The organism is Burkholderia sp. 567, from assembly GCF_040545115.1.
GTDB lineage: Bacteria > Pseudomonadota > Gammaproteobacteria > Burkholderiales > Burkholderiaceae > Burkholderia > Burkholderia ambifaria.
In genome coordinates this window covers 284,499-304,930 of sequence record NZ_JBEPLG010000005.1, presented here as the reverse complement: position 1 = coordinate 304,930, position 20,432 = coordinate 284,499, and the positions used below count along the sequence as shown (strand labels likewise).

The following is a 20,432-nucleotide window of genomic DNA, read 5'->3' as shown; positions in this document are numbered from 1 at the left end:
GCGGCCGGGCAGCGCGGCGCGCCCGGCTCGCGGGAGCCGGACGTTCAACACGGGATTATCGCGGGTTTTGCGGGCGGTCAGCGCGTTTTTGCGCCACGCACCGTCCGGCGCGCCGTCGTCGAAGGCAGTTCGCCGAACTGGGCCTTGTAGGCGTTCGCAAAGTGCCCGAGGTGGATGAAGCCCCAGCGCGCGGCCGCTTCGCTGATCGGCAGGTCGGACTGCCGCGTGTCGAGCAGCAGGCGCCGTACCTGCGCGAGGCGCAGCGCGCGCGTGTAGTTCAGCGGGCCGGTTTGCACGACAGACTGGAAGCTGTTCTGCATCGTGCGCCGGCTCACGCGCAGTTGCGTGCACAGGCTCAGGATGTCGACGGGCGCCTCCGGATGCTCGATCACGTAGTCGTGCACGCGGCGCACGATGTCGGCGTGGCACGCATGCGTGAGACGGTTCGGCGGCCCGGGCATTCGATACGTGAGGAGATCGACGAGCACGTTGCCGACTTCGCCGCGCAATTCGGACTGCGCACGCGCCGCGTCGAACGTATCGGGTGCCGACAGCACGCGCTCGAGCAGCGTCGCGAGCTGGACGCTCGCGCGTTCGCGCGCGGTGACCGGCACGTCGACGACGCCGCGCCGCAGCGCGCGCTCGTCGAGCCGGACATCGGCCGCATCCTCGATCTGCTGCATCAGCGTGGCATCGACGACCACGCCGATCAGCGACATGTCGTCCGGTGAATGGAGTTCGAAAGGTGCGCCGCCGCGCGCCATCACGATCGTGCCGCGCTCCATGCGCGCATCGCCGAATGCAAAGTTGCCCGAGCCGGTGAGCGGCATCCCGAACACCGTATGCCCGGGCGGCAGGCGCCCGCGCTGGATGATGCGCACGTTCGCCGTTTCCTGGAACAGCTGCACGCCGTCGAGCACCGCGTGCTTGACCGCACTGCGATACGAACCGGAGCCGATCTGGTCGTAACGCTGATCCCAGCCGCGCAGCGCTTCGGCATGCCGGTCTGCGTCGTCGAACATCTGATGAAACACGCGCACGGCGCCTCCGGTGGTCGTTCGGACCGCGCAAGATTAAACCGGCCAAATGGTCGGCGCAATACGGAGGAGCGCTATTCCGACGGGGGTTTTTGAGGGGCCGGAGGGCATCGACCCGCGGGGCCTTTCAGGCGGTTTTCCAATGTCCCGAATCGGCACGCACGCGTTGCCGGTCCGGGTGCTGAACCGGTTTATTGTCGAACTACAGTCGCCCCACATAACGTGAATCCCCAACTGGAGGCGACATGAGAGCAAGGCGACGCACCGCGGTTTGCGCGGCGACGCTGGCGTTCGCGGCGGCGTGGGCCGGGCGCGCAGACGCAACGGAAAAGCCCGAGGAACTCGTCGTGCAGAAGATGCCGCCGTGGCATCCGCACGAGGTGTACGTCGTCGACATCGCGATGCCGACGATGACCGACGGGCGCATTTACGTGTACGACGCCGATGCGAAGAAGCTGCTCGGCCAGATCGGCGGCGGCTTCGCGCCCGGCCTCGCGATCTCGCCCGATCACAAGACGAGCTTCATCGCGACGACCTATTTCTCGCGCGGCTCGCACGGCACGCGTACCGACGTCGTCGAGATAACCGACAACACAACGCTCGATCATAGCGGCGAGATCGTGATTCCGGCGAAGCACGGGCAGCACGTGCCGTCGCCGTACAACACCGCGTTCAGCGCGGACGGCAAGCGGCTGTACGTCGCGAACATCACGCCGGCCGCGTCGGTGACGGTGATCGACGCCGTGTCGAAGAAGGTGCTGTCGGAGATCGACACCGCGGCATGCGTGCTCGCGTATCCGTCGGGGAACGATCGCTTCACCGCGCTGTGCGAAAGCGGCAAGGCGCTGACCGTCACACTCGACGCGAATGGCAAGGAGGTGAAGCGCACGATGTCCGACGCGTTCATCGACGTCGACAACGATCCGGCCTTCATCAACGCGTCGCGCTACAACGGCGGCTATCTGTTCACGACGTATCACGGCAACGTGCGCAGCGCCGACTTCAGCGGCGACAAGCCGGCGTTCGGCAAGCCGTGGTCGCTGCTGACCGACGCCGAGCGCGCCGAAGGCTGGCGCCCGGGCGGCATGCAGCAGACGGCCGTGCAGGTGAAGCAGCACCGCTACTACGTGCTGATGCACAAGGGCGGTGACGGCACGCACAAGGATCCCGGCACGCAGGTGTGGGTCTACGACCTGAAGACGAAACAGCGGGTCGCGCGCTGGGATCTCGCGCAGCAGAAGGTCGATCCGCTCGTGTCGATCCAGGTCAGCGAGGACGACAAGCCGTTGTTCTACGGGCTGACGGGCACGTCCGACCTCGTCGTGATGGACGCGCGCACCGGCAAGCGGCAGCACGTCGAGAAGCAGATCGGCAGTACGTCGACGCTGCTCGTGAATCCGTGAGGCCGCGATGACGCTCGATCCCGTACTCGCCACCAGCGCGCAAGCCGGCGCGGCCGTCGTCGTGCTGCTGGGCGCCTTCGCGAAGATGCGCCGGCCCGCGGCGTTCCGGCAAGCGCTCGCCGGCTATCGCCTGCTGCCCGATGCGCTCACCGCGCCCGCCGCGTTCGCGATTCCGCTCGCGGAAGCCGCCTGCGCCGCGGCGCTGCTGTTTCCCGATACGCGCATGACCGGCGCGCTCGGCCTCATCGCGTTGCTGCTCGTGTTCGCGGCCGGCATGACGATCAACATCCTGCGCGGCCACACCGACATCGACTGCGGGTGTTCCGGCTTTGCCGCCGCGCGCGCGGATGCGCCGCGCGGCATCGGCTGGCTGCATGTCGCGCGCGTGCTGCTGCTCGTCGCGCTGGCCGCGACCGCGCTCGTCGAGCCGGGCGGCCGCGCGATCGTGTGGTTCGACTACCTGACGCTGTTCTCTTCCGTGCTGCTGATCGTCTGCGCGCTGCTCACCGTCGACGTGCTGCTCGCCAACATCCCGCGCCTTTCACATCTGAGGAATTCATGATGCAAACCGCTCTCACCGTTTCCACCGCGTTGCTGTGGATCGCCGTCCTCGCGCTCGGCGCGATCTGTCTCGCGCTCGTGCGCCAGATCGGCATCCTGTACGAACGCATCATGCCCGCCGGCGCATTGATGATCGACAAGGGCCCGGCGGTCGGCGCGATCGCGCCGACGTTCGAGCTGACCGACATTCGCGGGTCGCGGATCAAGGTCGGCGGGATCGATGCGGCGGGCAAGGCGACGCTGCTGTTCTTCCTGTCGCCGACGTGCCCGGTCTGCAAGAAGCTGCTGCCGCTGTTGCCGTCGCTGCAGGCGAGCGAATCGACGCCGGTGAACATCGTGCTCGCGAGCGACGGCGAACTCGACGAACACACGCGCTTCGCGCAGAAGCACGACCTCGCGCGCTTCCCGTACGTGCTGTCGCAGGAGCTGGGCCTCGCGTATCAGATCGGCAAGCTGCCGTACGCGGTGCTGCTCGACGACACCGGCACCGTGCGCGCGAAGGGGCTCGTCAACACGCGCGAGCACCTCGAGAGCCTGTTTGAAGCGAAGGAGCGGGGCGTCGCATCGCTGCAGCAGTTCGTCCATGGCGATCACGACCACGGCCACGAAGAACACGCGCAGCACGCGTGATCGGCCGACTCTCTATCAACATCAACGGAGAACAACCCCATGGGCCTGTTTGATTCATGGTTCGAACGGTCGGCGCGCGGCGTCGCGCAGCATAGTTCGCGACGCAGCGCGATGGCGAGGCTCGGCAAGGTGCTGGTGGGCTCGGCGATGCTGCCGCTGCTGCCCGTCGATCGCACCGCGTATGCGGCCGATGCGGCATCGGGCGCGTCGGCGGCTTCCGGCGCCGCTGCGTCGGGCGCGAGCGACGATCCGACGAGCTGCGATTACTGGAAGTACTGCGCGATCGACGGCTGGCTGTGCAGTTGCTGCGGCGGCACGTCGAGCAGCTGCCCGCCGGGCACGACGCCGTCGCCGATCACGTGGATCGGCACGTGCCGCAATCCGCACGACGGTTCGGACTACATCGTGTCGTACAACGACTGCTGCGGCAAGACGTCGTGCGGCAAATGCTTCTGCAACCGCAACGAGCGCGAGAAGCCGCTGTACAAGCTGTCGCTGAACAACGACATCAACTGGTGCATGGCGAACGGCAATTCGAATTACCACTGTTCGGTTTCGGTCCTGCTGGGAGCGGCAAAACAATGAAAGTGATGCAAGCGGGAAAGATCGTTGTCGCGTGCGTGGCGGCTGTTGCGGGTGTTGCGCTGCCCGGTTTTGCCGGTGCGCAGCAGGCCGTCCATTACCCGGCGGGCAAGAGCCTGTTCGACGCGCAGTGCGCGGTGTGCCACCAGGCCGGCGGCAAGGGACAGGACGGCCTCGCGCCGCCGCTGACCGAGTATCCGGGCAAGTACGCGACGGCCGACGCGGGCCGCGCGCAACTCGTCGCGACGCTGCTGCACGGGATGTTCGGCGAGATCACGGTGCACGACAAGCGCTACAACTTCAAGATGCCGTCGTTCGCGAGCGCGAGCGATGACGACATCGCGAACGTGCTCAACTACGTCGTGTTCGATCTCAACGACAAGCACGGCGACGCGAAGCCGTTCACGGCGGCCGACATTCGCGCGGCGCGCGCGAAGGAGATGGACGGCACGGCCGTTCACGCGCAACGTGCGGTCGTGACGAAGGGGCTCGGGCTGTGAATGCCCGGTGCATTCGGCGGCGTGGCGGGTTGGTGCGCGGCGGCCGGTGTGCGGCAGCGTGGCGGATCGGGGCGTTCATCGCACGGCGTCTGCTTTCGTTGCCGACGGTGGTCGCGGCCACCGCGTGTGCGATCGCCATCCCCGCCCATGCCGACGGCGCGGCCGACGCGACGCTCGCGCGACAGCACTGGGTGCTCAACTGCATGGGCTGCCACACGGCGACAGGCGGCGGCATTCCGGGCAAGGTGCCGCCGCTTGCGAACTCGCTCGGTTATTTCACGCATCTGCCGGCTGGGCGCGAGTACGTGATGCGCGTGCCGGGTGCGTCGAATTCGGCGCTGTCGGACCAGGATCTCGCCGACGTGCTCAACTGGGTGCTCACGACGATGAACCGCGACGCGCTGCCGCGCGATTTCAAGCCTTATACGGCAGCCGAAGTCGCCGCGCATCGACGGCCGGCGTTTTCCGACGTCGCGACGGTGCGTGCCGGGCTGGTTCGCGCGCTGCAGGCGCGCGGGATCGACGGTGTGTCCGAACGGTACTGATTGTGCGTGGTGATGGCGTCGTGCCGATTCAGTGCGGTGGCGGCAGACGTTTGAAGCGGCTCCACAGCTTCTTCAATGTTTGATGATCGGCTGCGGCCCGCGCGGCCAGAAAGCCTCGCGCGAAACCCGCGCCCGGCGCGGCGTCAGGCGACGTATCGGGCAGCGCCTGCAGCAGCTTGTCCGCGACGACGGCGTCGTTACGCCAGCCCAGATCGTCCTGAAGCGCGGTCAGCGCATCGACATACGAGCGGACGGCCCGCTTGCGGCACAGCGACGCGAAGAATTCGGTCGCGTATCGAACCTTCTTCGCCGCGATGCGGGCACGGTGGCGACGATGATCGTCCAGATCGGCCAGCCGCTTGCCACGCTTGATCAGTTTCCTGTGCCGACGACGCAGAACATCAGCGGCAAACGGCTTCGCGGGCTGCATGATCGCGGCGCGCTGTTCGTCGGACATCTCCGCTCGCCAGCCCTTTCGGCTCAACCATGACGCGAGCTGCAACGCGAGCCGCGTGTAGCGAACCGACCCGACTGCCGCGGCCGCGCGTTGCCGGTTCTCGACGGCAATGTGTTCACACGCTTCGCGCACCGAATGCATCTCATCCGGAATGCCGTTCGTACCGGCATGGTCGAGCGTCGTTCCCGCCAGCACCTCCCAGTCACGCGCGGCGCCGAGCTCGGCGGCGATCCAGCGCAGCTCGTCGTCGAGGCCGGGATACGCGGGAATCACTTTCGCGAACAGGTCGAGCGCCGAGCGCAAACGGCGAAGCCCCACACGCATCTGATGGACGCACGACGGATCGTGGCCGGACTCGACGCCACGTTCGTTGGCGTGGACCTGATCCAGACAGTTGCGCGCGATTTGGCAGAAGGCGCCTTCGATCGAATCGCTTTTCTTCAGTTGTAACGGTTGCGCCTTGACGGGTGGACGGTGCTCGGCCACCAGCAGGCCGTAGCCGAGATCGGCCTTGCTCTCGCGATCGATGCGCAACGGTACGATCTCCAGCAATTCCAGTGCGACGCCGTAAAGGCTTTCAGGCCGGCCCCGTTTCAGCTCCAGTTCGACGGCGGCGATCGGCACCGAATTCGACTCCGCCTCTACGGTCCCCTTGTCGAGCGCCACCTCGACTTCGTCGCCGGACGGCAAGCGCAGCGGTAAAACCGAACGCCTGATTCGCGTGACGAATACGGGCTCGAGCCGGGCCGCCGTGGCCACGTCGCGAATCAGCCTGCCGCAGTCGCTGTCAGCGGGCACTCGATCCCGCAGCCGCGCCAGATCGGGGAGGTCGCCAACGACCGGCATCTCGAACTCATCGCGGTCGAACAAGCCGGCCTGCACCGATCCTTCCAGCTTCAACGTCTGAATTCGCTTGTTGCCGACCGCGCGTACCCGCAGAGACGCCCCGCACCCGTGAAATGACAACGCGGATGTATCGAAGTACGTGCTCTTCAGCAGCTGAGGCGCGTGGGCGCTGCTTGATTGCGCGAGCAACGGCGCGCGGCGCAACTTGTCGAGATCCTTCACGGAAACCCGTAGCTTCAACTCCCGTTCCATATCGCCCTCCGATGTGGCACCTGACTATCAGACTACACCGCAGCGCACGCGAGTTCCCACGCCGAATCGTCCCGTTTGCGTTTTAAGCGTTTGCTGTCACTGGCGGAGGCCCCAGATACGGCGCTCCGGCCATCACCACGCATGCATTGATCCGGCCGATCCGTTTTCAACCCGATGCTTCGTCTTCCCAGTCGTGCCACTCCACCCGATGCGTTTTCAGATAGCCGCTGACCGCCTCCCCAACCGTCGGAAAGAAGTTGCTTTCGCCGAACATGCCAAACATCCCGTAATGCTTGAGACTATCTTTTACCGGGCCTTTCAGCTCCGCGAAGACCAGTTTGACCTGCCGCGCCGCCAGTTCGCCATGCAGCCGTTCGAGCACATCGGCGGCGGTCAGGTCGATATCGGTCACGGGCTCCGCCGCGATGACGATCCAGCGCGCCGGCTGGGGCGATTCGTCGACGGCGCGCAGCACGCGCTCACGAAAGATCTCTCCGTTCGCGAAAAAAAGCGGCGCATCCCAGCGCAGCAGCACGAGCCCCGGCACGCGCCGCGCTTCCGGATGGCGCGACACGTCGTGATAGCCCTTCATGCCGTCGACCCGCCCGAGCACGGCGTCGTAAGGCCGCCACGCACGCCAGAGGAACGACAGCACGGTGAGCAGCAGCGCCAGCGCGATGCCGTTCACGACACCCAGGACCGCAACGCCGACGAAGCACACCAACGCCAGCACGAACTCGCTCTTGCGCAGACGATAAAGCCGCATGACGCCCCGCACCTCGATCATGTTCATGCATGCGGCAATCACGACGGCAGCCAGCGCGGATTGCGGCGTGTGCGACAGCGCGCGTGGCGCGAACAGGAGCAGCGCGGCGACGACGGCGGCCGCCACCACGCCCGTCGCCTGCGTCTTCGCCCCCGCCGCCTCCGCGACCGGCGTGCGGGAGCCGCTCGCGCTCACCGCGAACCCCTGCACCAGACCGGCGGCGAGGTTCGACAGCCCGAGCGCGACGCATTCGTGATTCCGGTCCACGCTGGTGTCGTTGCGCAATTCGTAGGTGCGTGACAGCACGCTGATATCCGTGAACGAAACGAGCGCGATCGCCGCCGCGCTGCCCGCGAGATGCAGCCAGTCGTCGAACGTCACGTTCGGGATGCGCGGCACGGGCAGCCCTTGCGGGACCGCGCCGACGGTCGCCACGCCCGCGCGCCGGGACAGATCGAACCACATCACCACCGCCGTCGCGCCCGCCACGGCGAGCAGCACGCCCGGCACTTTGGGCCAGAGCCGTTTACAGACGAGTATCAGCACGAGCGCGGCGACGCCGAGCGCGAACGAAGTCGCGTTCACCCTCGATGCCGCGATGCCTTCGATCACGTCGCGCACCTTCTCGACGAACGATTCGCCATGGCCTTGGTATCCCAGCAGCTTGGGTAGCTGTCCGATGCTGATCGTCAGCATGATGCCGTTCAGGAAACCGTGCCGGATGGGCAGCGACAGCAGTTCGGTGACGAATCCGAGCCTGAGCGCGCCGACCGCGATGCAGATCGCGCCCGCGAGTATCGCAAGCGCTCCGGCAAGAGCCAGCCCGCGCGTGGCATCGCCGTGAGCAAGCGGCACGATGCTTGCGGCGATCAAGGCGACCAGCGCGGAGTCGGGGCCGAGAACGAGGATGCGGCTCGGGCCGAAGAGCGCATACGCGAGCATCGCGGCGAACGATGCATAGAGGCCGCTGACGGCGGGCAGGCCCGCTGCGTTCGCGTACGCCATGCCGGCAGGCACGAGCACGGCGCTGAGCGTGACGCCGGCAAGCAGATCGTGCGGCAGCCACGACCATTGATAGCCACGCACCGCGGCGAGGCCGGTGAACCACCGCAGCGGGCCGGCAGCGGGCTGGCGAGTCGATTGAACCGAATGGGGGCGGGCACGGCTTTTCATGTTTATCGCGGCGTGTCAGGAAACCCGGGCGGAATCGTTCGCCACCTCCGCCTGTGCCATTGAAGATTAGGTTCCGGTATCGTCGGAGAGCAAGCGCGGTTTCACGATGTTGCGTTTCGACGCGCGGGCTTCACGTGAGCGCCAATCGGCGGACGAGCCGGCGGTCAATCGCGTGCCGTGCTCATGACGCACCACAACACACCAAAATCCCAAGCCTCAGACGGCTTTCGTTAGAATCGGTCGTCGTCGAATCAAAAACGCGGATTTGCACAGGCGTGGAGGCATCGCGTCACGAATACCGCTCGCTCTCACCAGATGGCTCATCCTTTACCGGAGGCAAACGTGCCAGGATTACTTCCCGATGTCGACCGCGACGGGCTTCTCGAATATTCGGTGGTGTACACCGACCGGTCGATCAATCACATGTCGCAGCGCTTCCAGGGCGTCATGCGCGATATTTCCGCCGCGCTGAAGAAAGTCTACAACGCGAAGGCGGCCGTCATCGTCCCGGGCAGCGGCACATTCGGCATGGAAGCCGTGGCACGGCAGTTCGCGACGAACAAGAAGTGTGTGGTCATCCGCAACGGCTGGTTCAGTTACCGCTGGTCGCAGATTTTCGACATGGGCGGCATTCCGTCCGAAGAGATCGTGTTGAAAGCGCGCCCGGTCGAAGCGGGCAGGCAAGCCGCCTTTGCACCGGCTCCGATCGACGAAGTCGTCGCCGCGATTCGCGAGCACAAGCCGGATCTGGTGTTCGCCGCGCACGTCGAGACCGCATCGGGGATGATGTTGCCCGATGCGTATCTGCGCGCGGTGGCCGACGCCGTGCATGCGGTCGGCGGCATGTTCGTGCTGGATTGCATCGCGTCCGGCACGATCTGGGTCGACATGGAGAAGAGCGGCGTCGATGTGCTGATCAGCGCGCCGCAAAAGGGCTGGAGTGCGTCGCCGGGTTGCGCGCTGGTCATGCTCGGCCCGCTCGCCCGCGAGCGCATCGATGCGACGACCAGCACCAGTTTTGCGTGCGATCTGCGCAAGTGGCTGCAGATCATGGAAGCCTACGAGAACGGCGGCTTCGCGTACCACGCGACGATGCCTACGGACAGCCTTGCGACGCTGCGCGACGTCATCAAGGAAACCGAAGCATACGGTTTCGACAAGGTGAGGGCGGAGCAGCTCGAACTCGGCACGCGGATTCGTGCGTTGCTGGCCGAGAAGGGGTTCAGGAGCGTGGCTGCCGCAGGCTTCGAGGCGCCGGGCGTGGTGGTCAGTTATACGGACGATGACGACATCCGCTCCGGCAAGAAATTCGCGGATATCGGTGTGCAGATCGCAGCCGGCGTGCCGCTTCAATGCGACGAGCCGGCGGATTTCAAGACCTTCCGTATCGGCTTGTTCGGGCTCGACAAGCTGCATGATGTCGATGCCGCGGTCGCGAGGTTTGCCAGTGCGTTGGAGCGGGTTGTGTAGGGCGTTGGTTTGGTGTGACCGGAGCGCGTGAATGTGGCGGTGACCGATGGACGCATTGAAGCGATCGATGGCGACGGGGGAGATGTCGATGCCGAAGCTTTCCTTCAATGCGAATTTTCCGGCGAGATGCAGGAGCAGTCGGCCATCGCCGCAGCCGAGATCGAGAACACAGTGTCCATCGCGGACAGTGGACTCCGCGGCGGCGAAATCCCACGTCGCCCGGACCGTCGTCAATTCGGACTCGTCGAATAGCGGCTCGTGGAAGTAGTAGTGACTGATTCTGAGATCAGCCTCCTTTTGTAACCATGCTTGGTCTGTTCTTGACATTCAACGCGATGCCGCATGCGCCGATAATCGCCGTTGCGACTCCCACAATCACGAGAGCCATACTCACGTGTGCCGTACTGATCAGGCCGGCGCTCAGAAAGCCGAGAAACACCGAAGTCTGGATGCAAAACAGGTAGGCCGGCATCAGGTTGACACGTCGCTGCGGATCGATCGCCTTCATCATGAAACTCGCCGTGAGTGCGTTCTGGATGCCGTTTGCCGACCCGATCAGAAACGTGGCGCACATGATGGTCCACGCTGCGTCACTCAATGCGAGCCATAAAATGCCGGCGCCGATGAGGCTGGCGGCGATGGAGGCACCGGCGGCATCACCGCGCCTCGCAAACAGGCCCGCAAATAGCACGGGGCCAACAATCAGACCCACACTCAATGCGCTGATGGCGAGTCCATAGATCTCTGCACTGAATTGCAGCTCAGTACGCACTCGAAATATCAGGAGTACATTGAGCGTCGATGTGAGCACGACCGTCATCAACAGCGGAGCGATCGCACGGATCACGCCGGCCGTGCGAAAGAGACCGAGCAGGTCGAGTCGTCCCTTCTGCCTGGTTTGCGTGGAGGTCCGACCGGATTTCGAAATAAAGGAATCCAGGCCCTTGAAACATAACGAAGTGACCGGCGCGGCGATCAATACCAGCAAAGCCAGCAGCAATAGCCCCCGTGAGCGATCGACCATCCCGTACAGGAAGCCGCCGAGAGCGGGGCCGCCCACATAACCCATGTTCCGCACCGATTGCGTAATCCGATTGGCGCGATCGATGTACAGTTCGTCGGTTGCATAGCTCGGAATAGCCACCATGATTGCGGCCCACAGAAGAGACCCCGTGGATCCGAGCGCCATTGAAACGACGATGTAACTCCAGAACTCATTGGCCAGGGAAGCTGCCGCGATCAGAATCGCCTGAAGGAGAAATACCGCGGGAATCGTTTGGCGAGGCCCGATCCGCTGGAGGATCATCGGGGCGATCGGGCCGGATAGAATGCCTCCGATGAGACCTGCGGCAAGCAATATCGATACCGATGCAGTATCGTCAGCCAGCCTCAGTGCAAAGTTCACTTGAGCTGCTTCATCCGCGAAGCTGCCAAACGATAGGGCGATGCAGATGAAGACGAGTGCCCATCGACCTGTGATGCCCATCAAAGTGCTCCCCAAGGTGCCAGTGAACGTACGTCATGGCGGGTACGCTCGGACGCCTGCAGCAGGCGTTTGCAGTAGTTCGCATTTTGCTGAGAATCGTTGCCGGTGGTTTTCACTAAGAGCCTGCCTGCCGAGAAAGCTGCGCCAAATTCAATATCTGTATCAGGAATTTGAAAGAAGAATAAATATAGCCGATCCCCATATATGCGGGGATGCGAGATAAATTTATATAGATAGGCGGAGCTTGTCGAGGCGGAGAAGTTGATTTCGTACTTTTACGAAATTGCTATTTTTTGGATTTGTTTTTTTGTCCGATTGCCTGGCAGAAGAGGCGGAGTTTATTTTCTGGATATCGCTGTTGGCGGTGAACGGTCGATCGTTGGCTCGCCGGTCGAACAGGGTATCCGGTGATGATTCCCGCCCGCCACCCGCGCCGCTCGACTGGGTCGCCCACAGCCGACCCGCATCAAGCAATTACATCAACCGCAATCAAGCAGCCACGTTCCGATTCGCCTCGATCACCGTCAACGCCGTCATGTTCACGATCCGCCGCACCGTCGCACTCGACGTGAGAATGTTCACGGGTGCATTGACCCCGAGCAGGAACGGTCCCACGGCAACGTTGCTGCCGGCTTCGGTCTTGAGCAGGTTATAGGCGATATTCCCCGCATCGACGTTCGGACACACGAGCAGGTTCGCCGCGCCCTTCAGCGGCGACATCGGCAGCAGTCGCGCCCGCAGCCCTTCATCGAGCGCGCAGTCGCCATGCATCTCGCCATCGGCTTCGATATCCGGCGCCTGCGCGCGAATGATCTCCAGCGCCTGCCGCATCTTCACGCCCGAAGCCGCGCTCCCCGAGCCGAAGTTCGACCGCGACAGCAGCGCCACCTTCGGCGTCAGATTCAGCCACTCCATCTGCCGCGCCGCGGCGATCGTGAATTCCGCGATCTGCTCCGCATCGGGGTTGTCGTTGACGTGCGTATCCACCAGCGCGACCGTCCGCTGGTTGAGCAGCAGGATATTCATCGCCGCGTAGGTCGACGCTTCGGGCTTCCTGCCGATCACTTCGTCCACGAACCGCAGGTGATTGTGATATTCACCGACCGTCCCGCAGATCATCCCGTCCGCATCGCCGAGCCGCACCATCATCGCGCCGATCAGCGTCAGCCGACGCCGCATTTCGACGCGCGCCATTTCCTTCGAAATGCCGTCGCGGCAGCGCAGTTCCCAGTACGTCGTCCAGTATTGCGGGAAGCGCTCGTCGTATTCCGGATTGGTTACTTCGACATCCTGACCGAGTCGCAGGCGCAGGCCGAACCGCTCGATACGCGCGAGCAGCACCTCCGGACGGCCGACCAGGATCGGACGCGCGAGCTTCTCGTCGACGATGACCTGCACCGCGCGCAGCACGCGCTCGTCCTCGCCTTCGGTGAACACGATGCGCGCCTTGCCGCCGTCACGCACGAGCTGGCGCGCGGCCGCGAACAGCGGCTTCATGAACGCGCCCGAGTGGTAGACGAACTGCTGCAGCTGCTCGACATACGCGTCGAGATCCTCGAGCGGGCGCGTCGCCACGCCGCCTTCGATCGCCGCCTTGGCCACGGCCGGTGCGATACGCACGATCAGGCGCGGATCGAATGGCTTCGGAATCAGGTATTGCGGGCCGAACGACACTTCGTCGCCACCATAGGCGGCCGCGACGACGTCGTTCTGCTCTTCTTCCGCGAGGCCCGCGATCGCGTGAACCGCAGCAATTTCCATTTCGCGGGTGATGGTCGTTGCGCCCACATCCAGTGCGCCGCGGAAAATGTACGGGAAGCACAGGACGTTGTTGACCTGGTTCGGGAAATCCGAGCGGCCCGTCGCGATCACGACGTCGTCGCGCGTGGCGTGCGCCAGTTCCGGGAAAATTTCCGGCGTCGGATTGGCCAGCGCGAGAATCAGCGGACGCGCGGCCATCGCCTTCAGCATGTCCGCGCTCAGGATGCCGCCGACCGACAGCCCGAGGAACACGTCGGCGCCGCCGATCACTTCCGCGAGCGTGCGCGCGTCGGTTGCCTGCGCGAAGCGTTCCTTGGCCGGATCCATCAGCGTGGTGCGGCCGCGATAGACGACGCCTTCGATATCCGTCGCCCAGATGTTCTCGACCGGCAGCCCGAGGTCGACCAGCAGGTCCAGACAGGCCAGCGCCGCGGCGCCGGCGCCCGACGTCACGACCTTCACCTCCGAAATCGATTTCCCGACCACCTTCAGCCCGTTGGTGAACGCGGCGGCGACGGTGATGGCGGTGCCGTGCTGGTCGTCGTGGAAGACGGGAATCTTCATGCGCTCGCGCAGCTTGCGCTCGACCGTGAAGCACTCCGGCGCCTTGATGTCCTCGAGGTTGATCCCGCCGAACGTGGGTTCGAGGCCCGCGATGATGTCGACGAGCTTGTCCGGATCGGTCTCGTTGATCTCGATGTCGAACACGTCGATGCCCGCGAACTTCTTGAACAGCACGGCCTTGCCTTCCATGACCGGCTTCGACGCGAGCGCGCCGATGTTGCCCAGACCCAGCACGGCGGTGCCGTTGGTGATCACGCCCACCAGATTCCCACGGCTCGTGAAGCGGCGCGCCTGCAGCGGATCGGCGGCGATCGCCTCGCACACGCTGGCGACGCCGGGCGTGTAGGCGAGTGCGAGATCGCGCTGCGTCACGAGCGGCTTGCTCGCGACGACCGAGACCTTCCCCGGGGTCGGAAACTCGTGATAGTCGTACGCGGCCTGCTGCTGGGTCTCTGTCTGTTTCATGTTTTTTGGGTCCGGGCGTGCGCGCCAGGCCAGTCCCGACGCGATCCAGGGACGATTCTAGGGATCGGCCATAAGGAGATGATTCTGTTTTAATATCGGTCCATCACTTTTTCATGATGGGTACGTGGCCGGGCGATGACATTCGACGCGAACGACGTGGTCAGGCGGCTTGGCGCGCGCCTGAAGATGCGGCATCTGATGCTGTTGCTGCAGATCCAGCAGCACGGGTCGCTGACGCGCGTCGCGGAGCACATGGCCAGCAGCCAGCCGGCCGTGACCAACGCGCTGTCCGAGCTGGAAAGCATGTTCGGCACGCCGCTGTTCGAGCGCACGTCACGCGGGATGCGCCCGACCGCGCTCGGTTCGGTCGTGCTCGAGCGGGCCCGGGCGATGCTGAAGGATCTCGACCATCTCGCCCGCGAGATGGAGGCGGTCGCGGCCGGCCATGCGGCGCACCTGCATATCGGCGTGATTCCGTTTATTTCGGGACAGATGTTGTCGGCCGCGCTCAAGCGCCTGCAATCCCGGATGGAGCGGCGCCTGACCGTGACGATCCACGAAGGCACCAGCGACCAGCTGCTGCTGCAGCTCAAGGACCACAGCGTCGACCTCGTGATCGGGCGCGCATCGTCGGCGATCGATCTGGGGCAGGTGTCGTTTGAAGTGCTGTACCAGCAGCAGCCGCGGATGATCGCGAGCCGGCGTCTCGCCGCGAAACTGGCCCGCACGAAGCTCGACTGGCAGAAGCTGCACGCGCTGGACTGGATCCTCGGCGCGCCGCACACGCCGATGCGGGAGCAGGTGACCGACCTGTTCCTGTCGGCGGGCATCGCGCCGCCCGTGCCGATCGTCGAGAGCTACTCGTCGAAGCTGATCGGCGAGATGATCGCGTCGAGCGACGACGCGGTGTCGATCGTGCCGGCCGATATCGCGGAAGAAATGGTGCGCATCGCCGGCGTCGCGATCGTGCCATACTCGCTGGTCTGGACGCTGCCGCCCATCGCGCTGTTCACCCGCGCCGGCGAATCGCATGCGCCGACGCGGGATCTGCTGGTTCAGGCATTGCGCGAAATCTGCCGGGAAACCTACGTCGAAGTGCCGCGATAACGCTTGGCGGAGGCGGGTGCTGCTCGCACGGGCGGAAATCGCGTCACGCCGCGCCCGAGCACCGCCGCCAACGCACGTCTCCACGCCGCATCCGGACAAACCCCTGTCCGCCGGGATTCGCTCGAACCCCCCGCAGTACAAGCGCCTGCCCGCGCCTAGTGGTTTCTACCCATAGTCGCAAACAGTCAAGAACAGGTCGCCGCCGGTCTTCCCGCGACCAATATGGCTCGTTACTTTTACTCCCACGATGCAGGCCGGGACGCACACCGCGAACCCGTCGGACATCGGTCCAATCGGGAGAGAGAAACCATGAAGTCGACAAAGATCGCCGCGTTCGTCGCGGCCATGCTGGCGACCGGCGCGTTCGCGACCGCGGCGCAGGCCGAAACGGATGCCGCGACCTGCCGGACCGTACGCTTCGCGGATATCGGCTGGACCGACATCACGTCCACGACGGCGCTCGCGTCGACGGTGTTCGAGGGGCTCGGCTACAAGCCGACGACGACGATTGCGTCGGTGCCGATCTCGTTTGCCGGCCTGAAGAGCAAGCAGCTCGACGTGTCGCTCGGCTACTGGTGGCCGGTGCAGCAAAAGCAGCTCCAGCCGTTCCTCGACAACAAGTCGATCAACGTGGTCGAGCCGCCGAACCTGTCGGGCGCGAAGGCGACGCTCGCGGTGCCGAGCTATGCATACCAGGCCGGCCTGAAGACCTTCGACGACATCGCGAAACACCGCGCCGAGCTCGACGGCAAGATCTACGGGATCGAGCCGGGCAGCAGCGCGAACGCGACGATCCAGAAGATGATCGACACGAACCAGTACGGCCTCGGCGGCTTCAAGCTGGTCGAATCGAGCGAGGCGGGGATGCTCGTCACGGTCGAGCGCGCGATCCGCGACAAGAAGTGGGTTGTCTTCCTCGGATGGGAACCGCATCCGATGAACATCCAGATCAGCATGAACTACCTGTCCGGCGGCGATGCGTCGTTCGGCCCGAACTATGGCGAAGCGCGCGTGTACACGCTGACGGCGCCCGACTTCATCTCGCGCTGCCCGAACGCGGGCAAGCTCGTCGAGAACCTGCGCTTCTCGACGCAGCTCGAGAACCAGCTGATGCAATCGGTGATGAACAAGACGAAGCCGGCCGACGCCGCGAAGGCATACCTGAAGAAGAATCCGCAGGTGCTCGATGCATGGCTCGCCGGCGTCAAGACGTTCGACGGCAAGGACGGCCTGCCTGCCGTGAAGGCGTATCTCGGCCTGTAACGGCCCGCGCGCCGGACGCATGCGGCGCGCGGCGATGAATCATTTGCAGTACGACACAAATCGAGCGACACAATCCGAATCAAGCGAGGTCAGTCAGCATGAACCACGAAGTCATCATCACCTGCGCGGTCACCGGCGCAGGCGATACGGTCGGCAAGCATCCGGCGATTCCGGTCACGCCGAAAGAAATCGCGTCCGCCGCGATCGAAGCCGCGAAGGCCGGCGCGACGGTTGCGCACTGCCATGTCCGCGATCCGCAGACGGGCCGCGGCAGCCGCGATCCGAACCTGTACCGCGAAGTGGTCGACCGGATCCGCTCGGCCGACGTCGACGTGATCATCAACCTGACGGCCGGCATGGGCGGCGATCTGGAAATCGGCCCGGGCGAGGACCCGATGCGCTTCGGCAAGGGCACCGACCTCGTCGGCGGCCTCACGCGCCTCGCGCACGTCGAGGAACTGCTGCCGGAGATCTGCACGCTGGATTGCGGCACGCTGAATTTCGGCGACGGCGATTACATCTACGTGTCGACGCCCGCGCAACTGCGCGCGGGTGCCAAGCGCATCCAGGAACTCGGCGTGAAGCCGGAACTGGAAATCTTCGATACGGGCCATCTGTGGTTCGCGAAGCAATTGCTGAAGGAAGGGCTGCTCGACGATCCGCCGCTGTTCCAGCTGTGCCTCGGCATTCCGTGGGGCGCACCGGCCGACACCGGCACGATGAAGGCGATGGTCGACAACCTGCCGCCGGGCGCGCACTGGGCCGGCTTCGGGATCGGCCGCATGCAGATGCCGATGGTCGCGCAGGCGATGCTGCTCGGCGGCCACGTGCGCGTCGGCCTCGAAGACAACATCTGGCTCGATCGCGGCGTGCATGCGACCAACGGCACGCTCGTCGAGCGCGCGCGGGAAATCATCGAGCGGCTCGGCGCCCGCGTGCTGACGCCGGCCGAAGGGCGTCGCAAGCTCGGCCTGCCGGCGCGCGGCGAGCGCCTGCTCGAACGCCGCGCGGCGATCGAATTCGCGTGAGCGTCGACGGCTGATTCAGTGATGCATTGCGGCGGCACGCACGAGGGCGGCCGCCGCCCGATTCCCCTCGATTTGAAGGATGCGTGGACATGGCTGTGAAGACCGACATCAAGACGTTCGCCGCGATCGGCACCGGCGTGATCGGCGGCGGATGGATTTGCCGTGCGCTCGCGCACGGTCTCGACGTGGTCGTGTGGGACCCGGCGCCGGGCGCGCAAGAGCGGCTGCGCGCGACCGTCGCGAATGCGTGGCCCGCGCTCGAACGCGTCGGCCTCGCGCCGGGCGCGGATCCCGCGCGGCTGCGCTTTGCGGAGACGATCGAAGCCTGCGTTGCCGACGCGGATTTCATCCAGGAAAGCGCGCCCGAGCGCGAGGCGCTGAAACTCGAACTGCACGAACAGATCAGCCGCGCGGCGAAGCCCGACGCGATCATCGCATCGTCGACGTCGGGGCTGCTGCCGACCGACTTCTACGCACGTGCGACGCATCCGGAGCGCTGCGTGGTCGGCCACCCGTTCAATCCGGTCTACCTGCTGCCGCTCGTCGAGGTGCTCGGCGGCGCGCGCACGTCGCCGGAAGCGGTCGACGCGGCGATGGCGATCTATCGCAAGCTCGGCATGCGGCCGCTGCACGTGCGCAAGGAAGTGCCGGGCTTCATCGCGGACCGGCTGCTCGAGGCGTTGTGGCGCGAGGCGCTGCATCTCGTCAACGAAGGCGTCGCGACGACCGGCGAGATCGACGATGCGATCCGCTTCGGCGCGGGCATCCGCTGGTCGTTCATGGGCACGTTCCTGACCTATACGCTGGCCGGCGGCGACGCGGGCATGCGACACTTCATGCAGCAGTTCGGCCCCGCGCTCGAACTGCCGTGGACGAAGCTGGTCGCGCCGACGCTGACCGACGAACTGATCGACAGCGTCGTTGCAGGCACGAGCGAACAGCAGGGCACGCGCAGCATCAAGGAGCTCGAACGCTATCGCGACGAGTGCATTACCGAGGTGCTGAAGGCGATCGCCACTGTGAAGGCGCGGCACGGAATGCGATTCGAGGACTGAACGAACATGACCGGCGATACCCCGCTGACGATATACCGCGACGTCGTGCGGCCCGAGTGGGTCGACTACAACGGCCATCTGCGCGACGCGTTCTATTTGCTGATCTTCAGTTTCGCGACCGATGCGCTGCTGGAGCGCATCGGCCTCGACGATGCCGCGCGTCGCGAGCGGGGCCGCTCGGTCTATACGCTCGAAGCGCACGTGAACTATCTGCAGGAGATCAAGGAAGGCACGCGCGTGCGCGTCGATGCGCGGGTGTTCGCGCACGACGCGAAGCGGCTGCACCTGTATCTCGAACTGTTCGCCGACGGCTACGACGGCGCGGTGTCGGCGAGCGAGCAGATGCTGCTGCACGTCGACACGCGCGGCGGCGCGAAATCGGCGCCGTTCGACGACGACGTCGCCGCGCGCGTGGCCGAACTGCATGCGCTGCAGCGCGATTGCGCGGCGCCCGCGTATGCGGGCCGCGTGATCGGCCTGCCGCCGCGCCGCTAGCGCCGGCGACGACGGGGCGCGCACGATGCTCGAACCGGAAATCGCGGCGTTCGTGTCGGCTGTCGACGCGGCGTATCCGGCCGGTGCGGCGGCGTGCTCGCCCGACGAGCAACGCCGCCTCTACGATCGTTTCGCGGCCGCATGGACGCCCGCCGAACTGCCGCCCGGCATCGTGCAACACGATGCGGTGTGGCACGCACCGCACGAACACGCGATCGCGCTGCGGCGCTACGCGCCGGCTCACGGCGAACCGCGCGGCACCGTGCTGTTCTTTCATGGCGGCGGGTTCGTCGTCGGCTCGCTCGACAGTCACGCGCTGATCACCGCGCAACTGGCGGCCGACACGGGGCTGGCCGTGATCGCGGTCGATTACCGGCTCGCGCCCGAGCATCGCGCGCCGGCTGCACTCGAGGATTGCCTGGCCGTCACGCGAGCCGCGCGCGATGCGTGCTGGTCGTTCGGTTCGTGCGCGCGACCGCTGACGCTCGCGGGCGACAGCGCGGGCGGCAATCTCGCGGCCGCCGTCGCGACCGCGCTGCGCGATGCAGGCGAAGGCGGCATCGACGGGATCGCACTCGTGTATCCGATGCTCGGCATCGAACCGCAATCGCCGGCACGCGAAACGCAAGCGCACGCGCCGATGCTGACGCTCGACGACGTCCATCGTTATCGCGCGTTGTACTGGGGCGCGGAACCACACATTGCGCCGGGCGATGACGATCCGCTGCTGCGTGCATCGGTGCCGCTCGCGGCATCGCGTTTCGATGGCCTGCCGCCGGTGCTCGCGATCGGCGCGGAACACGATCCGCTGCGCGACGATGCGCGTGTGTACGTCGAACGGATTCACGCGGCCGGGGGCGCCGCGCGTTACTGGATGGGGAAGGGGCTGGTGCACGGCTGTTGGCGCGCGCTCGGAACGAGCCCGCAGGCGGCGCGGATGCACCGGATGGTCGGCGAGTTTCTGCTCGCACCACACGCGTAGCGGG

General features: G+C 65.5%; 18 protein-coding genes and 1 pseudogene. 13 read left to right on the top strand and 6 right to left on the bottom strand.

Annotation, left to right across the window (positions count from 1 at the left end; translation table 11 throughout):
- Positions 1 to 77: 77 nt before the first annotated feature.
- Positions 78 to 1,040, bottom strand: coding sequence for a helix-turn-helix domain-containing protein (locus tag ABIC50_RS17170; RefSeq protein WP_011659449.1), 963 nt, complete (start codon positions 1,038 to 1,040; stop codon positions 78 to 80).
- A gap of 242 nt (positions 1,041 to 1,282) precedes the next feature.
- Here ABIC50_RS17170 and ABIC50_RS17165 point away from each other — a divergent pair, with 242 nt between their 5' ends.
- The 6 genes from ABIC50_RS17165 to ABIC50_RS17140 are packed head-to-tail and all read left to right on the top strand — an operon-like array spanning position 1,283 to position 5,258.
- On the top strand, positions 1,283 to 2,440 hold the full coding sequence (locus ABIC50_RS17165) for an amine dehydrogenase large subunit (RefSeq protein ID WP_354165650.1): 1,158 nt from the start codon (positions 1,283 to 1,285) through the stop codon (positions 2,438 to 2,440).
- Between the two features lie 7 nt (positions 2,441 to 2,447).
- Complete coding sequence (locus tag ABIC50_RS17160) at positions 2,448 to 3,002, top strand: MauE/DoxX family redox-associated membrane protein (protein ID WP_175676338.1); 555 nt, start codon at positions 2,448 to 2,450, stop codon at positions 3,000 to 3,002.
- The gene (mauD, locus tag ABIC50_RS17155; RefSeq protein ID WP_175654333.1) at positions 2,999 to 3,631 is read left to right on the top strand and encodes a methylamine dehydrogenase accessory protein MauD; all 633 of its coding nucleotides are present in this window, start codon (positions 2,999 to 3,001) and stop codon (positions 3,629 to 3,631) included. Before ABIC50_RS17160 ends, mauD begins: the two co-directional genes overlap by 4 nt.
- A gap of 39 nt (positions 3,632 to 3,670) precedes the next feature.
- The gene (locus ABIC50_RS17150) at positions 3,671 to 4,216 is read left to right on the top strand and encodes a methylamine dehydrogenase light chain (protein WP_175654334.1); all 546 of its coding nucleotides are present in this window, start codon (positions 3,671 to 3,673) and stop codon (positions 4,214 to 4,216) included.
- The gene (locus tag ABIC50_RS17145) at positions 4,213 to 4,713 is read left to right on the top strand and encodes a c-type cytochrome (protein ID WP_175654335.1); all 501 of its coding nucleotides are present in this window, start codon (positions 4,213 to 4,215) and stop codon (positions 4,711 to 4,713) included. The genes ABIC50_RS17150 and ABIC50_RS17145 overlap by 4 nt, the downstream gene beginning before the upstream one ends.
- Positions 4,714 to 4,742: 29 nt before the next feature.
- Positions 4,743 to 5,258: a c-type cytochrome gene (locus tag ABIC50_RS17140; RefSeq protein ID WP_471685694.1), complete on the top strand. Its 516-nt coding sequence runs from the start codon at positions 4,743 to 4,745 to the stop codon at positions 5,256 to 5,258.
- Between the two features lie 28 nt (positions 5,259 to 5,286).
- Here ABIC50_RS17140 and ABIC50_RS17135 read toward each other — a convergent pair whose 3' ends face one another.
- Together ABIC50_RS17135 and ABIC50_RS17130 are read right to left on the bottom strand one after the other, a co-directional pair.
- Positions 5,287 to 6,813 (bottom strand): CYTH and CHAD domain-containing protein, encoded by a 1,527-nt coding sequence (locus ABIC50_RS17135; protein ID WP_354165646.1) that lies wholly within the window; start codon positions 6,811 to 6,813, stop codon positions 5,287 to 5,289.
- A 166-nt stretch (positions 6,814 to 6,979) separates the two neighbouring features.
- Positions 6,980 to 8,758 (bottom strand): SulP family inorganic anion transporter, encoded by a 1,779-nt coding sequence (locus ABIC50_RS17130; protein WP_354165911.1) that lies wholly within the window; start codon positions 8,756 to 8,758, stop codon positions 6,980 to 6,982.
- 336 nt (positions 8,759 to 9,094) lie between these two features.
- Here ABIC50_RS17130 and ABIC50_RS17125 point away from each other — a divergent pair, with 336 nt between their 5' ends.
- Complete coding sequence (locus tag ABIC50_RS17125) at positions 9,095 to 10,222, top strand: aminotransferase class V-fold PLP-dependent enzyme (protein ID WP_354165644.1); 1,128 nt, start codon at positions 9,095 to 9,097, stop codon at positions 10,220 to 10,222.
- 18 nt (positions 10,223 to 10,240) lie between these two features.
- Here the strand turns inward: ABIC50_RS17125 and ABIC50_RS17120 are convergent.
- From ABIC50_RS17120 to ABIC50_RS17110, 3 genes and pseudogenes are all read right to left on the bottom strand, one after another.
- Positions 10,241 to 10,549, bottom strand: a pseudogene (locus tag ABIC50_RS17120) (SAM-dependent methyltransferase); the annotation flags it as partial.
- Entirely contained in the window at positions 10,509 to 11,708 is a 1,200-nt protein-coding gene (locus ABIC50_RS17115; protein ID WP_354165642.1) for an MFS transporter, read from the bottom strand. The pseudogene ABIC50_RS17120 and the gene ABIC50_RS17115, both read right to left, overlap by 41 nt.
- A gap of 489 nt (positions 11,709 to 12,197) precedes the next feature.
- Positions 12,198 to 14,498, bottom strand: a complete 2,301-nt coding sequence (locus ABIC50_RS17110) for an NADP-dependent malic enzyme (RefSeq protein ID WP_354165640.1) — start codon at positions 14,496 to 14,498, stop codon at positions 12,198 to 12,200.
- Positions 14,499 to 14,633: 135 nt separating this feature from the next.
- Here ABIC50_RS17110 and ABIC50_RS17105 point away from each other — a divergent pair, with 135 nt between their 5' ends.
- The 6 genes from ABIC50_RS17105 to ABIC50_RS17080 all read left to right on the top strand — a co-directional run bounded on the left by ABIC50_RS17105 (position 14,634) and on the right by ABIC50_RS17080 (position 20,428).
- Positions 14,634 to 15,605 carry a LysR substrate-binding domain-containing protein gene (locus tag ABIC50_RS17105; RefSeq protein ID WP_011659437.1) on the top strand — a complete coding sequence of 324 codons (972 nt, stop codon included), beginning with the start codon at positions 14,634 to 14,636 and terminating at the stop codon, positions 15,603 to 15,605.
- Between the two features lie 309 nt (positions 15,606 to 15,914).
- Positions 15,915 to 16,868, top strand: coding sequence for a choline ABC transporter substrate-binding protein (locus ABIC50_RS17100; protein ID WP_126225927.1), 954 nt, complete (start codon positions 15,915 to 15,917; stop codon positions 16,866 to 16,868).
- Positions 16,869 to 16,966: 98 nt separating this feature from the next.
- A complete protein-coding gene (gene cdhC, locus ABIC50_RS17095) occupies positions 16,967 to 17,896 on the top strand; it encodes a 3-dehydrocarnitine:acetyl-CoA trimethylamine transferase CdhC (protein ID WP_354165638.1) in 930 nt (309 codons plus the stop codon).
- Positions 17,897 to 17,985: 89 nt separating this feature from the next.
- Complete coding sequence (locus tag ABIC50_RS17090; RefSeq protein WP_138849433.1) at positions 17,986 to 18,951, top strand: L-carnitine dehydrogenase; 966 nt, start codon at positions 17,986 to 17,988, stop codon at positions 18,949 to 18,951.
- 6 nt (positions 18,952 to 18,957) lie between these two features.
- The gene (locus ABIC50_RS17085; protein WP_175658833.1) at positions 18,958 to 19,446 is read left to right on the top strand and encodes a thioesterase family protein; all 489 of its coding nucleotides are present in this window, start codon (positions 18,958 to 18,960) and stop codon (positions 19,444 to 19,446) included.
- A gap of 25 nt (positions 19,447 to 19,471) precedes the next feature.
- The gene (locus ABIC50_RS17080; RefSeq protein WP_354165637.1) at positions 19,472 to 20,428 is read left to right on the top strand and encodes an alpha/beta hydrolase; all 957 of its coding nucleotides are present in this window, start codon (positions 19,472 to 19,474) and stop codon (positions 20,426 to 20,428) included.
- The last annotated feature ends 4 nt before the right edge of the window (positions 20,429 to 20,432 follow it).